The 18,149-nt window shown below is 72.5% G+C and carries 21 protein-coding genes; 10 read left to right on the plus strand and 11 right to left on the minus strand.

Translation table 11 applies throughout. The features are described 5' to 3' along the window. Nucleotides 1–7 precede the first annotated feature (7 nt). Complete coding sequence (locus tag OCEPR_RS07925) at nt 8–388, plus strand: 4'-phosphopantetheinyl transferase superfamily protein (protein WP_013458193.1); 381 nt, start codon at nt 8–10, stop codon at nt 386–388. Nucleotides 389–400: 12 nt separating this feature from the next. Continuing rightward, nucleotides 401–874, plus strand: coding sequence for a GNAT family N-acetyltransferase (locus tag OCEPR_RS07930; RefSeq protein ID WP_013458194.1), 474 nt, complete (start codon nt 401–403; stop codon nt 872–874). Here the strand turns inward: OCEPR_RS07930 and OCEPR_RS07935 are convergent. Continuing rightward, on the minus strand, nt 867–1,187 hold the full coding sequence (locus tag OCEPR_RS07935) for a cupin domain-containing protein (protein WP_013458195.1): 321 nt from the start codon (nt 1,185–1,187) through the stop codon (nt 867–869). The two genes, OCEPR_RS07930 and OCEPR_RS07935, sit on opposite strands and share 8 nt — an antisense overlap. Before the next feature lie 40 nt (nt 1,188–1,227). On the opposite strand from OCEPR_RS07935, the gene OCEPR_RS07940 reads away from it, so the two are divergent. From OCEPR_RS07940 to OCEPR_RS13130, 3 genes are all read left to right on the plus strand, one after another. Continuing rightward, complete coding sequence (locus OCEPR_RS07940) at nt 1,228–2,016, plus strand: SDR family oxidoreductase (RefSeq protein WP_013458196.1); 789 nt, start codon at nt 1,228–1,230, stop codon at nt 2,014–2,016. 22 nt (nt 2,017–2,038) lie between these two features. After that, entirely contained in the window at nt 2,039–2,464 is a 426-nt protein-coding gene (locus OCEPR_RS07945) for an OsmC family protein (protein ID WP_013458197.1), read from the plus strand. Between the two features lie 97 nt (nt 2,465–2,561). Beyond that, a complete protein-coding gene (locus tag OCEPR_RS13130; RefSeq protein ID WP_222829114.1) occupies nt 2,562–2,735 on the plus strand; it encodes a hypothetical protein in 174 nt (57 codons plus the stop codon). Here the strand turns inward: OCEPR_RS13130 and OCEPR_RS07950 are convergent. Next, nucleotides 2,649–5,402: a UvrD-helicase domain-containing protein gene (locus tag OCEPR_RS07950; protein WP_013458198.1), complete on the minus strand. Its 2,754-nt coding sequence runs from the start codon at nt 5,400–5,402 to the stop codon at nt 2,649–2,651. The two genes, OCEPR_RS13130 and OCEPR_RS07950, sit on opposite strands and share 87 nt — an antisense overlap. After that, nucleotides 5,399–7,765 (minus strand): PD-(D/E)XK nuclease family protein, encoded by a 2,367-nt coding sequence (locus OCEPR_RS07955; protein ID WP_013458199.1) that lies wholly within the window; start codon nt 7,763–7,765, stop codon nt 5,399–5,401. The genes OCEPR_RS07950 and OCEPR_RS07955 overlap by 4 nt, the downstream gene beginning before the upstream one ends. 103 nt (nt 7,766–7,868) lie before the next feature. Here OCEPR_RS07955 and OCEPR_RS07960 point away from each other — a divergent pair, with 103 nt between their 5' ends. Continuing rightward, a complete protein-coding gene (locus OCEPR_RS07960; RefSeq protein WP_013458200.1) occupies nt 7,869–8,528 on the plus strand; it encodes a peroxiredoxin in 660 nt (219 codons plus the stop codon). A gap of 61 nt (nt 8,529–8,589) precedes the next feature. Here OCEPR_RS07960 and OCEPR_RS07965 read toward each other — a convergent pair whose 3' ends face one another. Next, nucleotides 8,590–9,771 carry a trans-sulfuration enzyme family protein gene (locus tag OCEPR_RS07965; RefSeq protein ID WP_013458201.1) on the minus strand — a complete coding sequence of 394 codons (1,182 nt, stop codon included), beginning with the start codon at nt 9,769–9,771 and terminating at the stop codon, nt 8,590–8,592. A 64-nt stretch (nt 9,772–9,835) separates the two neighbouring features. Between OCEPR_RS07965 and OCEPR_RS07970 the strand changes: the two genes are divergently transcribed. The 4 genes from OCEPR_RS07970 (at nt 9,836) to OCEPR_RS07985 (ending at nt 13,488) form a co-directional block, all read left to right on the plus strand. After that, nucleotides 9,836–10,570, plus strand: coding sequence for a class I SAM-dependent DNA methyltransferase (locus OCEPR_RS07970; RefSeq protein WP_013458202.1), 735 nt, complete (start codon nt 9,836–9,838; stop codon nt 10,568–10,570). Nucleotides 10,571–10,579: 9 nt separating this feature from the next. Then, nucleotides 10,580–11,212 carry a PAQR family membrane homeostasis protein TrhA gene (gene trhA, locus OCEPR_RS07975; protein WP_013458203.1) on the plus strand — a complete coding sequence of 211 codons (633 nt, stop codon included), beginning with the start codon at nt 10,580–10,582 and terminating at the stop codon, nt 11,210–11,212. Nucleotides 11,213–11,330: 118 nt separating this feature from the next. Then, nucleotides 11,331–12,005: a response regulator transcription factor gene (locus OCEPR_RS07980; RefSeq protein ID WP_041554805.1), complete on the plus strand. Its 675-nt coding sequence runs from the start codon at nt 11,331–11,333 to the stop codon at nt 12,003–12,005. A gap of 46 nt (nt 12,006–12,051) precedes the next feature. Beyond that, a complete protein-coding gene (locus OCEPR_RS07985) occupies nt 12,052–13,488 on the plus strand; it encodes a sensor histidine kinase (RefSeq protein ID WP_013458205.1) in 1,437 nt (478 codons plus the stop codon). Here OCEPR_RS07985 and OCEPR_RS07990 read toward each other — a convergent pair. From OCEPR_RS07990 to OCEPR_RS08020, 7 genes are all read right to left on the minus strand, one after another. After that, entirely contained in the window at nt 13,439–13,807 is a 369-nt protein-coding gene (locus OCEPR_RS07990; protein WP_041554119.1) for a DUF2089 domain-containing protein, read from the minus strand. The genes OCEPR_RS07985 and OCEPR_RS07990 overlap by 50 nt on opposite strands. 8 nt (nt 13,808–13,815) lie before the next feature. After that, complete coding sequence (locus tag OCEPR_RS07995) at nt 13,816–14,118, minus strand: hypothetical protein (RefSeq protein ID WP_013458207.1); 303 nt, start codon at nt 14,116–14,118, stop codon at nt 13,816–13,818. After that, nucleotides 14,115–14,489 carry an SHOCT-like domain-containing protein gene (locus OCEPR_RS08000; protein ID WP_013458208.1) on the minus strand — a complete coding sequence of 125 codons (375 nt, stop codon included), beginning with the start codon at nt 14,487–14,489 and terminating at the stop codon, nt 14,115–14,117. Before OCEPR_RS08000 ends, OCEPR_RS07995 begins: the two co-directional genes overlap by 4 nt. After that, nucleotides 14,486–15,217, minus strand: coding sequence for an SHOCT-like domain-containing protein (locus OCEPR_RS08005; RefSeq protein WP_013458209.1), 732 nt, complete (start codon nt 15,215–15,217; stop codon nt 14,486–14,488). Before OCEPR_RS08005 ends, OCEPR_RS08000 begins: the two co-directional genes overlap by 4 nt. Nucleotides 15,218–15,457: 240 nt before the next feature. Beyond that, nucleotides 15,458–16,201 carry a cytochrome c biogenesis protein CcsA gene (gene ccsA, locus OCEPR_RS08010; protein ID WP_013458210.1) on the minus strand — a complete coding sequence of 248 codons (744 nt, stop codon included), beginning with the start codon at nt 16,199–16,201 and terminating at the stop codon, nt 15,458–15,460. Nucleotide 16,202: 1 nt separating this feature from the next. Next, nucleotides 16,203–17,396, minus strand: coding sequence for a glutamyl-tRNA reductase (gene hemA / locus OCEPR_RS08015; protein ID WP_013458211.1), 1,194 nt, complete (start codon nt 17,394–17,396; stop codon nt 16,203–16,205). Nucleotides 17,397–17,432: 36 nt separating this feature from the next. Continuing rightward, on the minus strand, nt 17,433–18,143 hold the full coding sequence (locus tag OCEPR_RS08020) for a uroporphyrinogen-III synthase (protein WP_013458212.1): 711 nt from the start codon (nt 18,141–18,143) through the stop codon (nt 17,433–17,435). Between the last annotated feature and the right edge of the window lie 6 nt (nt 18,144–18,149).

Below are 18,149 nucleotides of genomic sequence, written 5' to 3' on the forward strand. Positions count from 1 at the left end.
TGCAGGCGTGATCGTCGCCATCGGCAGCGACCTCGTCGCGGTGGAGCGCATCCGCCGGGTCTACCGGCGCCATCCCCGGCGCTTCCTCGAACGCCACTTCACCCCCGAGGAACGGGCCTACGCGCTCGCCGCCGCCGACCCCGCCCCCCGCCTCGCGGTCCGCTGGGCGGCCAAGGAGGCCTTCGCCAAGGTCTGGCCCCAGCCGCTCGGCTGGCGTGACGTGGCCGTGGCGCACCAGGGGCCGCGGCCGGTGCTGCGCTTCAGCCCCGAACTCGAGCGCGCCCTCGCCGAACGGGGCCTGACCGCGCTCGTCACCCTGAGCCACGAACGCGACTACGCCCTGGCCTTCGTCGCGCTCATCACACAACCTTCACCCGCGACTGGATAGAATGACGCTGAGATGATGCCCACACGAGCGGTCGAGCTGCAGCCCGTAGGCGCGGGGGACGCGCCCCGCATCCACTCCGTCTACCGGGCGAGCCCGCGCCACTTCGAACGGATCGGCATCGAGGTACCGGGCCTCCCCGACGTCGAGCGCGAGGTCGAGGCGATCCTGGCGGATCCGGCGCGGCGCGCCTACCTGGTGCAGCACGCCGGTGCGACCGTCGGCTACCTCGACTTCAAACGCCGCTACCCGGGCGAGGACGAGGCCACGGTGACGCTGATCCTGATCGCCGAGCCCCACCAGGGCCGCGGTTTCGGGCGCGCCGCCATCGAGGACCTGGAGTCGCTGCTCGCGCACGAGTCGCGGCGCCTCTACGCGGCGGTCTACGGCCACAACCCCGGCGCCGTCGCCTTCTGGAAGAAGCTCGGCTACCGCTACCTCAAGGACGGCGGCCCCACCCTGAGCTGGTACTACAAACGGCTCAGCTAGGCCGCGGCGCCATCACCACCAGGAGCACCGCCGGCTGCTCGCCGGCGTTCCAGACCCCGTGCACCTCTCCCGCCGGGGCCCGGGTGGCCTGCCCCGTGGTCAGGGTGGCCTGCGCCTCGCCCACCTGCACCCGCACCTCGCCGGCGAGCACCAGGTAGACCTTGTCGGAGCCCTCGTGGGCGTGCACCTTCTGCATCTGCCCCGGCAGCAGGGCGTAGAGGTCGTAGAACATGTGGGGCGAGTCGAAGACGGGGATCTTCTTCATCTTTTCTTGGCCGAACTCGACCAGCTCTTCCAGGACGCGGATCTCCATGAACGCAGCCTACACCGCGCGGGCCTGCGATAATGGGGGCATGGACCTGGGACTCAAGGGCAAGACCGCCATCGTCACCGGCGCCTCCCAGGGCATCGGCCGCGCCATCGCCGACGCCCTGGCCGCCGAAGGAGCGCGGGTGGTGCTCTCCGCCCGCAACGAAGAGAAGCTGGCGCGCGCCGCGTCCGAGATCTGCGCGGCCGCGGGCGACGCCGCCTACTACGCCGGCGACCTGAACGACCCCGAGACCGCGGAGCAGCTGGTCGCCTTCGCCGAGCGCGAGTTCGGACCCGTCGACCTGCTGGTGGGCAACACCGGCGGCCCCCCCAGCGGCGAGGCCCACGCCCTCGACGAGGCGGCCTGGCGCGCCGCCGCGGAGCTGCTCTTCTACCCCCAGATCCGCCTGACGCGGCGGGTGCTGCCCGGCATGCGCGAACGCGGCTGGGGCCGGATCCTCTTCGTCACCTCCATCTCGGTCAAGGAACCGATCGAGAACCTGGCGCTCTCCAACGCCCTGCGCGCGGCCGTGACCGGGTTCGCCAAGACGCTGTCGCGCGAGGTCGCCGCGGACGGCGTCACCGTAAACACCTTGGGCCCCGGCTACACCGCGACCGAGCGGGTGAAGCACCTCTTCGAGGACAACGCCGCGCGTCAGAACACCACGCCCGAGGCGCTGGAGCAGCGGCTTTTGGCCCAGATCCCCGCCCGGCGCATGGCGCGCCCCGAGGAGATCGCCGCGGTGGCGGCCTTCCTGGTGAGCGAACCGGCGTCGTACCTGACCGGGCAGGCGGTCATGGTGGACGGCGGTTACACCCACGGCCTGCTCTAGTAGAGTGGGGGCCGGAGGGAAGATGGGCGAGAAGAGAACCGTGGTGGTACGGCAACTTTGCGAGAAGCGTTTTTCGGCCAGCAACGAGAGCGGCGAAACCGTGATCGTGGACGGGGGAAGCCCCGCAGTGAGCCTGCGCCCGATGGAGCTGCTGCTGGCGGCGCTCGGGGGCTGCACCGCCTACGACGTGGTCGACATCATGAAGAAGAAACGCACCCCGCTCGCCCACTACCGGGTCGAGGTCACGGGCAAGCGCGCCGAGCAGCACCCCCGGCGCTACACCCACATCCACGTGGTCCACGTGGGCGGCGGCGAGGGCGTCACCGAGAAACAGTTCGCCCAGGCCGTGCGCCTGAGCCACGAGAAGTTCTGCAGCGCCTCGGCCAACCTCAACGCCGAGATCACCTGGGAGGTCCGCCTCGAAGACGCCCCTGACGCCGGAGCTTAGGGCGCGGCTGCGGGCCGCGCTCGCCGCGGGTCGGGAGCGGGAGGCCGCCCTGCTGCTGCGCGCCGCGGCGCAGGCCGCGCCGCGCGCGGAAGGCGCGGTGCTCGAGCGCTGGTCGGGGCTGCTGCTGATCCGGAGCGGCCGCGAAGTCGAAGGGACGCTCGCGATCGAGCGCGCCGACGCGGCGCTAGACCTCCTCGGCCTCGCGCGTCCCACGCTCGAAGGCCTCCTCCAGGAGCTGGGCCTCGAGGGGGACGACCTCGCCGAAGCGTAGGTAGACCAGCCGCGCCTCGGGCTCGATGCCCCAGGCCGCGGCCACGGCCCGCCGGTAGAGGGCGAGCTGGAAGTGGTAGCGCTCGGGGTGCAGCTCGCGGTCGGTCTTGTAGTCCTCAAGCACCCAGACGTCGCCCACGCGGTAGAGGCGGTCGATCACGCCCTCCCAGACCGTGTCCAGCCGCGCCGTGCGGGTGGGCAGGAGCAGCGGGAACTCGGCGTAGTCCTCGTCCCGCTCGTCGAGGGCCGGAAGTTCCGTTCCCAGCAGCCTCCAGTAGGTTTCCAGCCGCTGGGCCACCTCGGTTTTCACCCGCGTGCGTTCGGGTTCGGTGAGGCGCTGCACCGCCTCCTGGTTCCAAAGGTCCTGCAGGCGCTCGGGGCCCCAGTCCTGACCGATGGCGTAGTGGACGAGGATGCCCACGGTGCGCGCCACCAGCCCCGGATCCACCCCCGGCTCTTCGAGCTCGACGGCGACGTCGCCCTCGTCGTCCAGCTCGGGCGGGGCGGGGCGCTCGGCCTTGAGGGCGCTGGGCGAGTAGACCGGCGGCCGCGCCAGCGGCTCCACCGGGGCGCGCAGGCGCTCGTCGACGTCGGCGGCGCGGCGGGGCGCGGCCGCGGCGGCCTTCGGCGCGGGCAGCCGGGCGGCGTCGAGCCGCTCCACCTCGAGCGCGTCCCACGCCGCCAGGTTCATCTCCTCGATCAGGGTGCGCCCCAGGGTGCGCCGCCAGAACTTGGGGCGGAGCCCCTCGCCGTCGGGCTTGAGCTGCACGCTCAGGCTGAGCAGCAGCCGCGACCGGGGGCGGCTGAGGGCGACGTAGAGCAGGCGGTAGGCCTCCTGCCGCTCGCGCTCCTTCCACTCGGCGGCGAAGCGCGGGTAGTCGGGGTCGCCCTCAGCGGCGAACTCGCCCGAGCCGGGACGCACGTAGAAGGGCTCGGCGCCGTCGGGTTGGCCGCGGTTGAGGTCGAAGACGGCGACGACCGGCCACTCCAGCCCCTTGCTGCCGTGCATCGTGTAGATCCGCACCGCGTCGAAGCCGCCCTCGGGGACGCCGGCCTCGTCGCTGCCGCGCAGGTCCTCGAGGTCGCGCAGCAAGAACTCGAGCCGTCCGTAGCGCCGGCTCGCGAGCTTGAAGAGCAGCTGGTCGACGTTGGCGCGGGCGGGGGGCTCGAGCCGCTCGAGGTAGCTCGCCCCCTCGAGGAAGGGGGTGCGCACCATCCGCTCGAAGAAGTCGAGGGGGCGGAGGGTCTGCACCCAGCGGACGAGGCGGTCGACGCGCTCGGCCACCTCGGGCGCGGCGCGCTCGAGCTCGGCGAGCGGGTCCTCCGCCGCCAGCACCCGCTCGACGCGGCCCAGGTCCAGCCCCGCGAAGGGCCCGCGCAGGAAGGCGGCCAGGCTGAACCGTCCGCGCGGGTCGAGGGCCACCCGCGCCGCATGCACCAGGTCGCGCACCTCGATCAGGTCGTAGAACCCGCGCCCGCCGACGACGACGTGCGGCAGACCGTGGGCGGCAAGGGCGCGAACGAGGAGGGGCACCGAGCTGTGGCTGCGCACGAGCACGGCCATATCGCGCCAGGCGTGCTCCGCGTGCCGCTCCTGCAGCCAGCGGGCGAGCTGGTCGGCCTCGTAGGGCCGCAGCGCGTCCTGCCGGGCCTCGCCCTGCACGAGCTGGAGCCGCACCCGCCCCGGCCCGGCGTCGGGCCGGGCCTCGACCGGCGGCGCCTCCGCGCGCGCGAACGCCTCGGGGCGTTCCTCCGCCACCCAGTCGACGTAGCGGTTGAGGAACCGCACCAGCGCCCGGTCGTGGCGCCAGCTGGTCACCAGCGGCGGCAGCGGCTCCCCGCGGCGCATGGCCTCCCGGAAGACCTCCACGTCGGCGTTGCGGAAGGCGTAGATCGACTGCTTGGGGTCGCCCACGACCTCGACCTCCACCCCCAACGCCTCCAGCGCCGCGAAGACCCGGCCCTGCAGCGGGCTGGTGTCCTGGTACTCGTCCACGAAGACCCGGGCGAGGCGCGAGCGGATGCGCGCCGCCAGCGCCTCCTCGCGGCCCGCGCGCTCGAGCAGCCGCCAGGCGTGCAGCTCGATGTCGGCCGGCCCCAGCGCCTCGCCCCCGAGCCGGCGGGCGTAGCGTTCCAGCACCGCCCGGAAATGGGCCCACAACGCCTCCGCCGCCTCCCCCTGCGGCCGCAGCTCGGCCGCCAGCGAGCGCTTGGCGAAGAGTCGGCCGAGGACCTCGGCGAGCGCGTCGTCCTCCTCGTTCAGGTAGACGTAGGCGCGCGCCTCCTCGGCGAAGATCTGCTGCGACTCCGAGGCGTCGATGCGCAGGAAGTCGGGCTCGAGCCCCAGGGCCAGGGCGTTTTGGCGCAGCAGTTCGGCGAAGAAGCCGTGGATCGTGGTCACGGTCGCGCCCAGCACCTCGGTGGCCAACGCCCCGGCGCGCCGCACCACCGCCTCGGGCGGGACGTCCTCCGCCCCAGAGGGCTGGAAGCGGCCCGCGGCGATGGCCAGCAACCGCTCGCGCAGGCGCGCCTTCAGCTCGGCGGCCGCCGAGCGGGTGAAGGTGACCGCCGCCAGGCGGTAGGGCGGATGTTCGGCGAGCGCGGCGGTGAAGCGGCTCGTCAGCGCGTAGGTCTTGCCGGTGCCGGCGGAAGCGATGCGAACCTTCACGTCTCCACCTCGTCCTTGCGGCAGACGTCGGCGAAGGGGCAGCTGCGGCAGTGCCAGCCCGGCACCGCCTCGGCGCGGGCGGCGCGCCAGCGTTCCAGCGCCCGCTCCGCCCAACGGCGGCGCTGGTCGGCCATCTCCTGGAACTTGCGCACCCAGGCCTCGCGGTCGCGCCGCGGGTCGGCGCCGTACCCGCGCACCGGCGGCCCGCCCAGCGGCCAGTACCACAGCTCCACCGCGTAGCCGCGGCGCAGGTAGGTTCCGGCGACGATGAACTCGGCCCAGCGGTCGCGCAGCCGCTCGCGCGCCTCGGCCTCCGTAAGCCGCTCCTCGCCGAAGCGGAAGACGCGCGCGGTGCGCCCCTCGCGCTCACCGGCGTGGACGTGCACGGTCAGCTCCCCGAAACTCACCCCCGGGAAGAAGGTCAGGCGCTCGAAGCGGTCGGGCGTCATCCCCCAGCGGGCGAGCGCGTCCGGGTCGGGGGCGCGCCCCTCGCGCTTCGCCTCGGCGAGCCGCTCGAGCGCCCGGTACCATTCGGGACGCTCGTCCTCGTCGGGGCGCAGGCCCTCGCGGGCCTCGAGCCAGGAGCGGAAGCCGCAGCCGCCGTAGCTGCGCTCGAAACGGTAGACCTGGCTCAGGCCGCTGGGCGGGGGCAGCGGAACGCCCTCGCGGGGGGCGCGGTACCCCGCGCCTTCGCGGGAGAGCGCCCGGCTCACCAGCGGCACCGGCCCCATGGGCCGGGGCTCGGCCGCGCCCACCAGGTCGCGCTCGGGCTCGAGGGGCCGCCCCCCGTCGGCCTCCGGGTAGCTGATCACGACCTCGTCGGCCAGGGCCCGAAGGCTGCGCCACAGGTGCACGTCCCGCCCCCGCAGGCGGCGCGGCAGCACCCCGCGTTCGGCATAGACCCGCGCGAAGACCTCGGACCAGGGGAGGCGCGCCTCCTCGGGGATGAAGTAGTCCTCACGCTCGCCCAGGGTGTAGACCCCTTCGCTCGCGCCCAGGACGTAGGCCTTGCGGTAACGGCGGCCGCTGACCTCGCGGGGGCTGAGCAGGGCCACGCCCCCGGGCCGGCGGGCGCGCAGGCGCACCCGCTCCAAGAGCCCCGCCCACCAGGCCCGGAAGCCCTCGGGGCCCCCGGCCTCGAGCGCCTCGCGGGCGCGCAGCAGGAAGACCTCGCGCCAGCGGCTCTGTGCCAGCAGCGGACGCCCGTCCACGAGCCGCTCCGCCCAGGCGAGCAGGTGGGCGCGCCGCGCCGCCTCGTCGACGGGGGCGCCGGCGAGCGGGTCGAGGGAGGCGAGCACCTCCTCCAGCGCCGGCGCCAGGCGGCCGCCCTCGGCCTCGTCGAGCTGCCGGGCCAGCTTGCGGATCGCGTCCAGGCCGGCCAACCCCCGGGCCAGCGCCGCCCGCCCCAGCGGGGCCAGCTCCTCGAAGAGGAAGAGCCCCTCGGCCGTGGGGTGGTCGGGGAAGCGCAGCAGGTCGACCAGCAACTTGCCCGGCTCCTCCTCGCTGGGGGCGTGGTAGGTCTCGTCCATCAGGTAGAGGTCGTACTCCCGGGCCAGCATCTTGGTCGCCTCCAGGCGCTCGGGGGGGACGACGAGCGCGAGGTCGAGGGGCTCGAGCCCCTCGACCAGAAGGTCGCGCTTGAGGCCCGCCAGCACCCAACGCAGCTCGTGCACCGGGTTCTCGGCGCGCCAAACCTCGACGGCCGAAGGCAGCCGCGGCGGGTCCTCCGCGGGCCCCGGGGGCTCGGGGAGCGACGCCCAGACCTCGACGCCGGCCCGCTCCATCGCGGTCAGCAGCGAGAGCGCGAGCGGCGAGAGCTCCCAGAAACCGGCGGCGAAGAGCGCGTCGGTCTCGGGGCGCCAGGCGCCCTCCCCCACCAGGTCGGCGGCGAGCCGGGCCACGTCGTCGGGGTCCAGCGCCGCGCCCTTGGCCCGCTCGTAGGCGGCGTAGACGCGCTGCAGCCTACGGGACTCCTCGTCGCCGACCGGCACCTCCGCGGGCGCGACCTCGAAGCGCTTGAGCTCCGCGATGGCCCGGGCGAAGAGGCGCGCTTCGCCGGGCGCGGGCATGCGCCCGCCCGCCAGCTCGCGCAGCGCCTCCCCCACCCGCGCCACCCGCAGGCCGGTCGAGAGAAAGGTTCCGGTGCGGCCGGCCTGGGCCAGCACCCGCTGGTGCACCTGCTGGAAGTGCACCGCCTCGGCCCCCAGGGTCGCGCCCCGGGCCGCGAGCCGCCGCAGTGCGAAGTTGCGGTTCGAGGGCAGCGTCAACCACCACACGCGGCGCCTCTGGGCCGTCAGCTCGCGGGCGCGCTCCAGCATCCGCTCCGAAGCCCCGCCGTCCGCCGCGTCGATCAGCCAGTGCATGCACGAGCATTCTACGACGCCGCCCCGCCTCAGAAACAGCTAATAGTAATGACTTGCACTAAAACGTGATTTGCGCTATCCTACCCCTTGGAGGTATACGGGTATGGAAAACACGGAAAAAGTCGTCTCGCTTCCGCGGCTCAACGAACCGGCGCCTGACTTCGAGGCCAAGACCACCAAGGGCACGCTCAAGCTCTCGGACCTGAAGGGCAAGTGGGTGGTGCTGTTCAGTCACCCGGCGGACTTCACCCCGGTCTGCAGCACCGAGTTCCTGGGCTTCGCCAAGCGCGCGGACGAGTTCGCCCAGCGCAACGTGCAGCTCGTCGGTCTCTCGATCGACAGCATCTACAGCCACCTGGCCTGGATCAAGGACCTGGAGGACCTGACCGGCATCACCATCGACTTCCCGGTGATCGCCGACCTGGACATGAAGGTCTCCAGCCTCTACGGCATGGTGCACCCCGCCGCGGCCGACACCGCCGCCGTGCGCACCGTCTTCGTCATCGACGACAAGGGCATCCTGCGCGCGATGCTCTACTACCCGCTGACCAACGGCCGCAACATCGACGAGGTGCTGCGCTTGGTGGACGCGCTGCAGTTCACCGACAAGACCGGCCTGGCCACCCCGGCCGACTGGCGTCCGGGCGAGTCGGCGATCGTGCCGCCTCCGGGCACCATCGACGACATCAAGGCCGACGAAGCGAAGAAGGACGAGTACGTCGAGTTCAAGCGCTGGTACCTGCGCTACAAGAAGGTCTCGTAGCCGCCGCTCGAAGGACGGGCCGCCGCGCAAAGCGCGGCGGCCTTCTTCTTGACCGGTCCCGTCAGGAGACGAGGCTGCGCTCGACGCGCGCGAGGGCCTGCTCCAGGTCCTCGGTCAGGTCGCGCGGGTCCTCGATCCCCACCGAGAGCCGCACCAGCCCGGGGGTGATCCCCTGGCGCTCGAGCACCTCGGGCGGCAGTAGCTCGTGGGTGGTGCTCGCCGGGTGGGTGGCCAGCGACTCGACGTCGCCCAGGGAGACCGCCTGGGTGAAGAGCTCGAGGCCGTCGAGGAAGACGCGGGCCGCGTCGAAGCCGCCGTGCAGCTCGAGGGCCACCATCCCGCCGTAGCGGTCCATCTGCCGCGCGGCGACCTCGTGCCCGGGGTGCTGGGGCAGCCCAGGGTAGTAGACCCGGGCCACCGCCGGGTGGCGGGCCAGGTAGGCGGCCACGGCCTCGGCGCCGTCGCAGTGGGCCTCCATGCGGAGCGCCAGCGTCTTGATTCCCCGCATGAAGAGGAAGGCGTCCTCGGGGCTCATCGCCCCGCCGACGTGGCGCAGACCGTGCATCCGCAGCTCCTGCATCATCTCCCCGGGCCCCGCGACCACGCCGCCGATCGCGTCGCCGTGGCCCCCCAGGTACTTGGTCGCCGAGTGCACCACCACGTCCAGCCCGAACTCGAGCGGCCGCGTCAGGTAGGGGGTGGCGAAGGTGTTGTCGGCGACGGTCAGCACCCCGTGCGCGCGCCCCACCTCGCCGACCTGCGCCAGGTCGTGGATGCGCAGCGTCGGGTTCGTGGGCGTCTCCACGTAGAGCATCCGGGTCTTGGGGCCCACCCACGCCGCGGGCGGCTCCTCGGAAACGTCGCGCACCTGAATGCCGAAACGCGCGAGCGTCTCCAGGAAGAGCCCCTCGGTGCCGCCGTAGAGGGGGCCGAGGAAGGCCAGCTCGTCGCCCGGCTGCAGGAAGGTCAGGGTCAGCGCCGCGATCGCCGCCATGCCGCTGGCGAAGGCCACCGCGTCCTCGGCGCCCTCGAGGCTCGCCAGCTTCTCTTCGAACACCCGCACCGTGGGGTTGCCGATGCGGGTGTAGACGTAGCCGGACTCTTCGCCCGCGAACATTCGCGCGCCGCGGTCGAAGGATCCGTACGCGAACGTGGACGTGCGGTACACGGGGGTGACGTGGGCCCCGGTGGCGGGGTCGGGCCGCGAACCCACGTGCAGCGCACGGGTACGGAAACGTTTCATGCTCGGTCCTTTCTCCCCAAAGGGGGGTGCTATGGTTCCATTGTACCGCCGTAGACTGGGGGGCGTGGAACCGCACCCGCCGTTCTCGATCCTCGCCCGGGTCTACGACCACCTCATGGAAGACGTCCCCTACGAGGGATGGGCGCGCTTCGTGCTCGCGGTGCTGGGGGGCGAGGGCTGCTTCCCGCGCAGCGTGCTCGAGCTGGGGGTGGGGACGGGCCGCGCCCTCGAGCCCTTCGTGGCCCGCGGCCTCGAGGCCGCGGGGGTGGACGTCTCCGCGGAGATGCTCGCCCGCGCCCGCGCCAAGCTGCCGGGGGTGTGGTTCGAGCGCGCCGACGTGCGCGGCTTCGACCTGAGGCGCCGCTTCGACCTCGTCTACTCCGCCTTCGACAGCCTCAACAACCTCACCGAACCCGCGGACCTGGAGGCGGCCTTCCGCACCGCCCTGCGGCACCTCCACGCCGGGGGCTGGCTCGCCGCCGACCTGAACACCCCCGAGGGCCTGCGCGAGCTCTGGCGCGAGGAGGTCTGGGAGGAGGACGGCGTCCGCCTCGTCTACGGCTACGACCCCGAAACCCGCCTGGGCCGGCTCGAAGCCTGGGTGGGGGAAGAGGTCGAGGTGCACCTGGAGCGCGGCTACGAGCCCGAAGAGGTTAGGGCGATGCTGGAGCGGCTGGGTTACGGCCCCGTCTTCTGCCTCACCTACCCCGGCGGCCGCACCCCCGACCCGCTGACCGACCGCTTCTGGGTCTTCGCCCGCGCCCCCGAGGCTCACCCAGCTCAAGCGGGTTCGGCGTAGGCTCGAAGGGTGAAGACCCCGCGCGAACCCGTCAACACCTACACCCACGCCGCCGGTGCGCTGCTGGCCCTCGCGGCGCTGGCCTGGCTGGTGGCGCTGGCCTGGCCCGATCCCCGTCTGGTGGCGGGGGCCGTCGTCTTCGGCGTGACCATGTTCCTGATGTACGCCGCCAGCGCCGGCTACCACGCCGCGCGCCTGGGGGAGCGCGGCCTCGCCTGGTTGCGCAAGCTCGACCACGCGGCCATCTTCCTCTTCATCGCCGGGTCGTACACCCCGGTGCTGCTCACCCGCCTCGACGGCGTCGCGCGCTGGGGCTGGCTCGGCCTCGTCTGGGGGCTGGCGGCGCTCGGCATCGCCCTCAAGCTCTGGAAGATGACCGCACCCCGCTGGCTCTCGACGCTCTCCTACCTGGGCCTGGGCTGGCTCGCGGTCTTCCTGGTGCCCCAGCTGCAGCTGCCGCCGGCGGCCCTGGGCTGGCTGCTCGCCAGCGGCGCGCTCTACTCGGTGGGCGCGCTGGTCTACGCGCTCAAGCGGCCCAACTTCCGCGGCTTCGGTTTTCATGAGCTGTGGCACCTCTTCGTACTCGGGGGCAGCGCCACGATGTTCGCCGCCGTCTGGGTTCTGTTCGCCGCCAGCAGCTAGCCCGCCGGCTTGACGGTTTTCATAAATGAGTGTATTCTTAAGATATACGCCACTTTCTCATGAGAAAGTAGGCTATACCTAAACCATGATGGAACACGACTACGAAGCCAGCGAACACATGGACGGACCGCTGATCCTCATCGTCGAAGACGAGAAGGACATCGCCCGCTTCATCGAGCTCGAGCTCCAGGCCGAGGGTTACCGCACCGAGGTGGCGTACGACGGCATCACCGGCCTCTCCAAGTTCCGCGAGACCAGCCCCAACCTGGTCATCCTCGACCTGATGCTGCCGGTCATGGACGGCCTCGAGGTGGCGCGGCGCATCCGCAAGACCTCGAACATCCCCATCCTCATCCTCACCGCCAAGGACGCCGTCACCGACAAGGTCGAGGGCCTCGACGCCGGCGCCGACGACTACCTGGTCAAGCCCTTCTCCATCGAGGAGCTGCTCGCCCGGGTGCGCGCCCACCTGCGCCGGGTCACCCCGGCGATCACCGGCGAGATCCGCGTCGCCGACCTGATCATCAACCTCGAGGGGCGCGAGGTCTTCCGCGGCGGCCGCCGCATCGAGCTTTCCAACAAGGAGTTCGAGCTGCTCGAGCTGCTCGCCCGCAGCCCCGGCAAGGTCTTCAGCCGCTTCGAGATCGAGGAAAAGGTCTGGCCCGGCTACCAGGGCGGCTCCAACGTGGTCGACGTCTACATCGGCTACCTGCGCAAGAAGCTCGAGGCCGAAGGCGAGCGCCGGCTGATCCACACCGTGCGCGGCGTCGGCTACGTGCTGCGCGAGGACTGATCCCCACTCCCCGAGGAAAGGTGGCGAGCGGCCCCGGCCATACCCCGTGAACCTGCGCACCCGCATCACCCTCCTCACGCTGCTGGTGCTCTCGCTGTCGCTGCTCGTCATCGGGGCCAGCGTCTACGCGCTGCTGCAGCGCTACCTCTACCAGACGCTGCGGGCCGAGCTGCAGGACGCGATGGCCCAGGTGATCCAGCAGTACGAGATCGAGTTCAGCATCGGCTCGCGCTCGGGGGTGCTCAACAAGGTGCTGCCGCCTTCGGTCTACGGCGAGATCGACCTGCTCATCCCCAGCCACCCGACGCCGGAGTCGTTCACCAACGAGGTGATCGCGGCGACGAGCCGCACCCTGGGCCAGCGCCTCCTCCTGACCCCGAACGACTACGCCCAGCTCCTGCAGAAGGGCGAGGTCTGGGCCACCGCTCAGCTGCCGCAGGGCGACCGACCGCCGCTGCGGCTGCTCGTCTACGGCGTCCTCGTCAAAGCGCCCACGGCGCCTTTGAACCTGGAGACCTGGGTGGCCATCTTCGTGGCCAAACCGCTGCGGCCGCTCGAGTCCACCCTCGCCGAGCTCTCGCGCGTCTTCCTCTTCACCTCGATCTTCGTCCTCACCCTGGGGGGCGTGCTCACCTACCTGCTGGTGGCGCGCACCCTGGAACCGCTCGAGGCCATCGCCCAGAAGGCCGAGGAGGTGAGCATCAAGGGGCGCACCCGCCTGCCCGAGCCCGAGACCCACGACGAGGTCTCGGCGCTGGCGCGCGCGCTCAACCGCATGCTCGAGCGGCTGGAGCACGCCTTCCAGACGCAGAGCCGCTTCCTCGCCGACGCCTCCCACGAGCTGCGCACCCCCATCACCGCGATCCTGGGGCACGTCGGCTACCTGCTGCGGCGCACCCCGGTCAACGAGGTGCAGCGCGAGAGCCTGGAGACGATCCGGCGGGAAGGCGAGCGCATGACCAAGCTCGTCACCGACCTGCTCGAGCTGGCCGGCAGCGAAGGGGGCTGGCGCTTCGAGGTGCGCCCCGTCGAGCTGCGCGGCCTGCTGCAGGAGATCGCCAGCGAGTACGCCCCCACCTTCGAGGGCGAGATCGTCCTCGAGGCGCCCGACGAGGTCTGGGTGGAGGGGGACGACGAACGCCTGCACCAGGTCTTCGCCAACCTGATCGCGAACGCGGTGAAGGCCGGGGCCACCCGCATCACGCTGCGGGTGCGGCGGCCGCCGGGCCGGGTGATCGTGCAGGTGAGCGACAACGGCCCCGGCATTCCGCCGGAGCACCTGCCCCACCTCTTCGAACGCTTCTACCGGGTGGACAAGGCGCGCGACCGCGCCGCGGGCGGCTCGGGCCTGGGGCTGGCCATCGTCAAGGCCATCGTCGAGGCCCTGGGCGGCGAGGTCTGGGTGGAGTCGCAGGTGGGCGAGGGCACCACCTTCAGTGTTTCTTTAAAGCACGCAGCAGCTCCGCCGCCTCATCTGCGCTGATCTCGCCCTTCTCCAGCTGTTCGAGCACCCGCGCCCGCTCCACGGACACGTCGGAACCCGCCTCCGCCTCGTACCCGAGGACCCGCAGCAGGGTCTCGAAGCGCGCCCGCACCGTGGGGTAGCTGACGCCGAGGATGCGCTCCATCTCCTTGAGGTTGCCCCGGGTCTTGACGAAGAGGCGCAGGATCTCGAGCTGTTCCGGGGGCAGCGCGGCGAACTCGTTGACGGCGAAACGCCCCTCGATGCGGGTCTGGCAGCTGGGGCAGGCCAGTCCCGTCACCTCCAGGCGCGCGTGGCAGACGGGGCATTCGTAGGGCATGAGCGGTTTCACAGCAGTCCTCCGATACGCAGAACGACGTAGGCGTCGCGCGATTTGACTTCCAGCAGCGGCTCGTCGGGGCGAAGCCGCTCGAGGCCGAGCCGGGGCGGCTGCAGCAGCAGCCGCCAGCCGCCGCGCACCCCCAGCTTGCGCTGCGCCATCCAACCCGCGAGGGCGATCAGGAAGGCGATCGGGGTCTCGAAGGGCTCGAGCGGCAGGACGAAGCGCAGCCCCCGCCCCCGGCCGGGCCGAACCTCGAAGTGCAGCCAGCGGGGCTGGCGGCGGCGCAGCCTGTTCAGCAAGGAACTCATACGACCTCGATGATCACCCGGGTGCCGTCGGCCTGCTCGAGCTCGACCAACCGGCCCTCGGGCGTCTCGCTCTTCAGCGAGGCCAGCAGCTCGTCGAGGTCGAAACCGGCCTCGGCGATCTGGGCCCGCTGCTCTTCGGGGATGAACTTGAGCGCGAAGCGCGCCAGCGCCAGCGGCAGGTTGACCTTGACCTCGGTGGCGTCCTCCGGGTCGTGCACGTAGATGCGCAACAGCCGCGCCGGACCCCCCGGCCGCAGCTCCGCATCCGCATGCGGCGCGTCGCCCAGCGCCTCGATCAGCTCGGCCGCCTCTTCCGTGGTGATCTGCCCTTCGGCCAACATCTGCAGGATTCGTTTGCGTTCTTCGTTCATGGCGTCTCCACCTCCACTTCCCCCATGCCTACGGCGATCTCAAGCCGGCCCTGCCCGCTGCCCAGCGCGCCCTCGAAGTGCTGGGCGCGCCCTTCCCCGCGGTGCTGCAGGCCGCCGCGGACCCTGAGCTCGCCGAGGCTCGTGCTCGCGTGCAACTGCACGTCGCTTCCTTCCGCCAGGACCAGCTTCACCCTGCCCATGCCCAGCCGCACGCGGTGACGGCCGCCGGTGATGCGGACGCTTCCCTGGACCTCGCCCTGGCCCAGCTGCACGTCCAGCGCTTCGGCGGCGGCGAAGCGCAGCCTCCCCTGGCCCAGCTGCGCCTTCAGCGCCGGCAGCACACCCTCGACGCGGACCTCGCCCTGGCCCAGCCGCAGCTCGAGCCCCACCCCGACCGGGAGCGCCAGCACCGCCGCCTTTCGGGCCGAAAGCAGGCCGAAGGCGCCGAGGAAGCGCTGCCGCGAGGTTCCCGTGAGCTGCCAGCCCCCGTCGGCGGCCTCGAGCCGCAGCCCCAAGCCGCCGTCCTCTTCGACGACGGGGGCGCTCAGCCCCTCCCGCACGCGCACCTCCAGGTCGGCGCGTTCGAGGCGCGCCCGCAGGCGCCCGGCGGCGCCCGCCGCGGCGGGCGCCCGCCCGCCTTCGTCCAGCGCCTCGAGCAGCCGCCCCGCCTCCTCGGGGTCGATCTTGCCCTCTTCGAGCAGTTTGGCGATCCGCATGAACTCATCCATGAGCGCCTCCCAGCCTTTCCACGCCCGGGAAGGTCCGGGGGCGGCCTTCGTTTCGCGCCCGCGGTTCCGGGGTCGCTGCGAAACCGCCGCGCCGGGCGGCCGCCGCCTCGCGGCGGAGCGTGCGCACGCGGGCCGCGAGCGCCGCAGGGTCTTGCCAAGAAACCGAAGCCAGCATCTGGACCTCCTTGGCCTGATTGTAAACCCTAATTTTATGTATTGTCAAGTGCTGCTTTACATATGCTAAACGGGGTGGCGTCCGCCCCAGTACGGGGCCACGAAGAAGACGAAGACCAGGGCGGCGTAGGCCGCCCACCAGAGGAGCACCCGGCCGCCGCCGACGCGGCCCGGCCGGTATTCGAGCAGCAGCAGCGTGAACAGCGCCCAGGTCACCAGCGTGGCCAGCTCCTTGACGTCGGGGGCGACCGGGCTCCCCCACAGGCGCCAGGCCCAGGCCATCCCCGTGAGCACCCCCACCGTGTAGAGGACGTAGCCGGCGCGCAGGTAGGGGCCCTCGAGCCGCGCCAGGCCCACGAGCGGCGGTGCGGAGAGCGAACGCCAGGGGGCGGACTTGAGCCGGCGGTGCTGGGCCCAGCCCGCCACCGCCGCCAGGAAGGCCACGGTCAGGCTCACGTAAGCGAGGGTGAGGACCCCCGCGTGAAACACCACCAGCGACCAGGGCAGCGGTCCGCTCGTGGTGCCCACGAAACGCAGCGAGAGCAGCGCGAAGAAGAGCGCGGTGGCGTAGGCGTAGCGCACCCAGGTGCGCCAGCGGGGCCGGGCCGCGTAGCCCCGCGCCACCCCGACCAGCCCGATGACGAGCAGCATCGCCGCTTCGAACGAGGAACCCAGCACCTGTCCGGTGGTGACGGCGTGCCAGACGGCCGCCGCGAAGAAGAACCACAGCGACCAGCCCGAGCGCCGCTCGTCCCAGACCAGCGAGGCCAGGAGTACGAGCGCCCCCAGGCCGGCCAGGGCGGCGGTCACGCTAGCCCTCCAGCATCCGCTCGAGCCGCGGCCCCAGCTTGGGATCCTTGGCCATCTGAATCAGGGGGTGCGCGGTCTTGCCGCTGAGCCGCCGCACCAGCCGCTCAAGCTCCTCGCCTCGCGCCGCACCGCCGAGGGCCGCTTCGAGCTCCCGCCGCAGCCCGTCCTCGATCCAGGCCTTGAGCCGCTGGATCCGGTCGGCGGCGACGTGGCCGGCGTACCACTCCATCCAGCCGGCGAGCTCGTCCTCCACGATGCGTTCCACCCGGGGCAGCTCGCCCGCGCGCGCCGCGCGGTTCTTCTCGGCCACGGTCTCCAGGTCGTCGAGGTTGTAGAGGTAGGCGCCGGCCAGCCGGCCCACCGCCGGGTCCACGTTGCGCGGCAGGGCGATGTCGATGAGGAAGAGCGGTTGGGTGCGGGTCTCCAGCACCTCGCGCACCCGCGACTCGCGCACCACGTAGTGGGGGGCGGCCGCGGAGGCGATGACGATGTCGGCCCAGGCCAGCGCCTCGGCCACGTGCTCCATGCCGCAGGCCCGGCCGCCGTAACGCCCGGCGAGCTTTTCCGCGTTCTCGAGGGTGCGGTTCAGCACCCAGACCTCGCGGGCGCCGTAGTGGGCCAGGTGCTCGAGCACCCGCTCGGCCATCTCGCCGGCGCCCAGGACCAGGGCCCGCAGGCCCGCCAGGTCCCCGAAGACGGCGCGGGCGAGGTCCACCGCGGCGTAGGCCACGCTGGTGGCGCCGCGGCCGATCGCGGTCTCGGCGCGCGCCCGCTTGCCGGCGGCGATCGCCGTTTGGAACGCCTGTTCGCTGATGGGGCCGGTCGTGCCGGCCTCGCGCGCGGCGAAGAGGCCGTTCTTGACCTGACCCAGGATCTGCGCCTCCCCCACCACCAGGCTGTCGAGCCCCGCGGCGACGCGGAAGAGGTGCCTGAGCGCCGCCTGACCGCGGTGGCGGTAGGCGTACGCGGTGTATTGGCCCAGGTGGTCGCGGTAGATCTCGAGCGCCGAACGCCGCGGCCGCACCAGGTAGACCTCGGTGCGGTTGCAGGTCGAGACGACCACGGCCTCGTCGGCCTCGTCGGCCAGTTCCCCGAGCAGCACCCCGAGGCGCGCCCCGGAGACCGCCACGCATTCGCGCACCCCGATGGGTGCGGTCTTGTGGCTGATTCCGACGAGCTCCAGCGGCGGTTCCACGACGCCCTCCCAAGCGGCAGTTTACCCCAAACCACCTCAGGGCAGGTGTCCCTTTTCCTCGTACAAGTCGCGGATTCGTTCGGCCCAGCCCGCGACCCCGGGCCGCTCCGGCCAGACCACGCAGACGAAGCCGGCGGCGCGCGCCGCCTCCGCGGTCACGCGCCCAATCGCGGCCAGCGGAGGGCGGGCCGCGGCGGCGCGCACCCAAGCCGCCACCGCCGAGGGCGAGGCGACCGCCGCGACGGCGGCGGCCTCGAGCCGCGCGACCTCTTCCGGCGCGAGCGGCCGGGGGCGGGTGGTGTAGGCGTCGAGCCGCCGCACCCGGAAGCCCCGGGCCTCCAAGACGCGGCCCAGCTCCTCCCCGGCCCGGCTCGAGGTGGGCCAGAGCAGCGGGCCGGGCTCCGGCAGGGTCTCGGCCAGCGCCCGGCCGTAGGCCTCGGGGGCGGTGAACTCGGGCGTGAGCCCCGCGCGCTCGAGCGCCCGGGCCGTGCCTCCGCCCAGCGCCGCCACCCGCAGCGCCGGCCGCCCCGCCGCCTCCCAGGCGCGCGCCAGGAAACCGGCCGCGGTGGGCGAGGTCACGGCCACCCAGGCCCAGGCCTCGCCCAACGCACCGGCGAGGTCGGGGAAGTCGGGTCCGGGCGCGTGCTCCAGCAAGGGGACGCTCGCGTACGGCACCCCGAAGGCGTCGAGGCGACGGGCGAGCTCGCGGTCCTTCTCGGGGTTGCGGGTGAGGACGACCCCTTCCACCCCCTC

The organism is Oceanithermus profundus DSM 14977, assembly GCF_000183745.1.
In the GTDB taxonomy this organism is placed as follows: domain Bacteria; phylum Deinococcota; class Deinococci; order Deinococcales; family Marinithermaceae; genus Oceanithermus; species Oceanithermus profundus.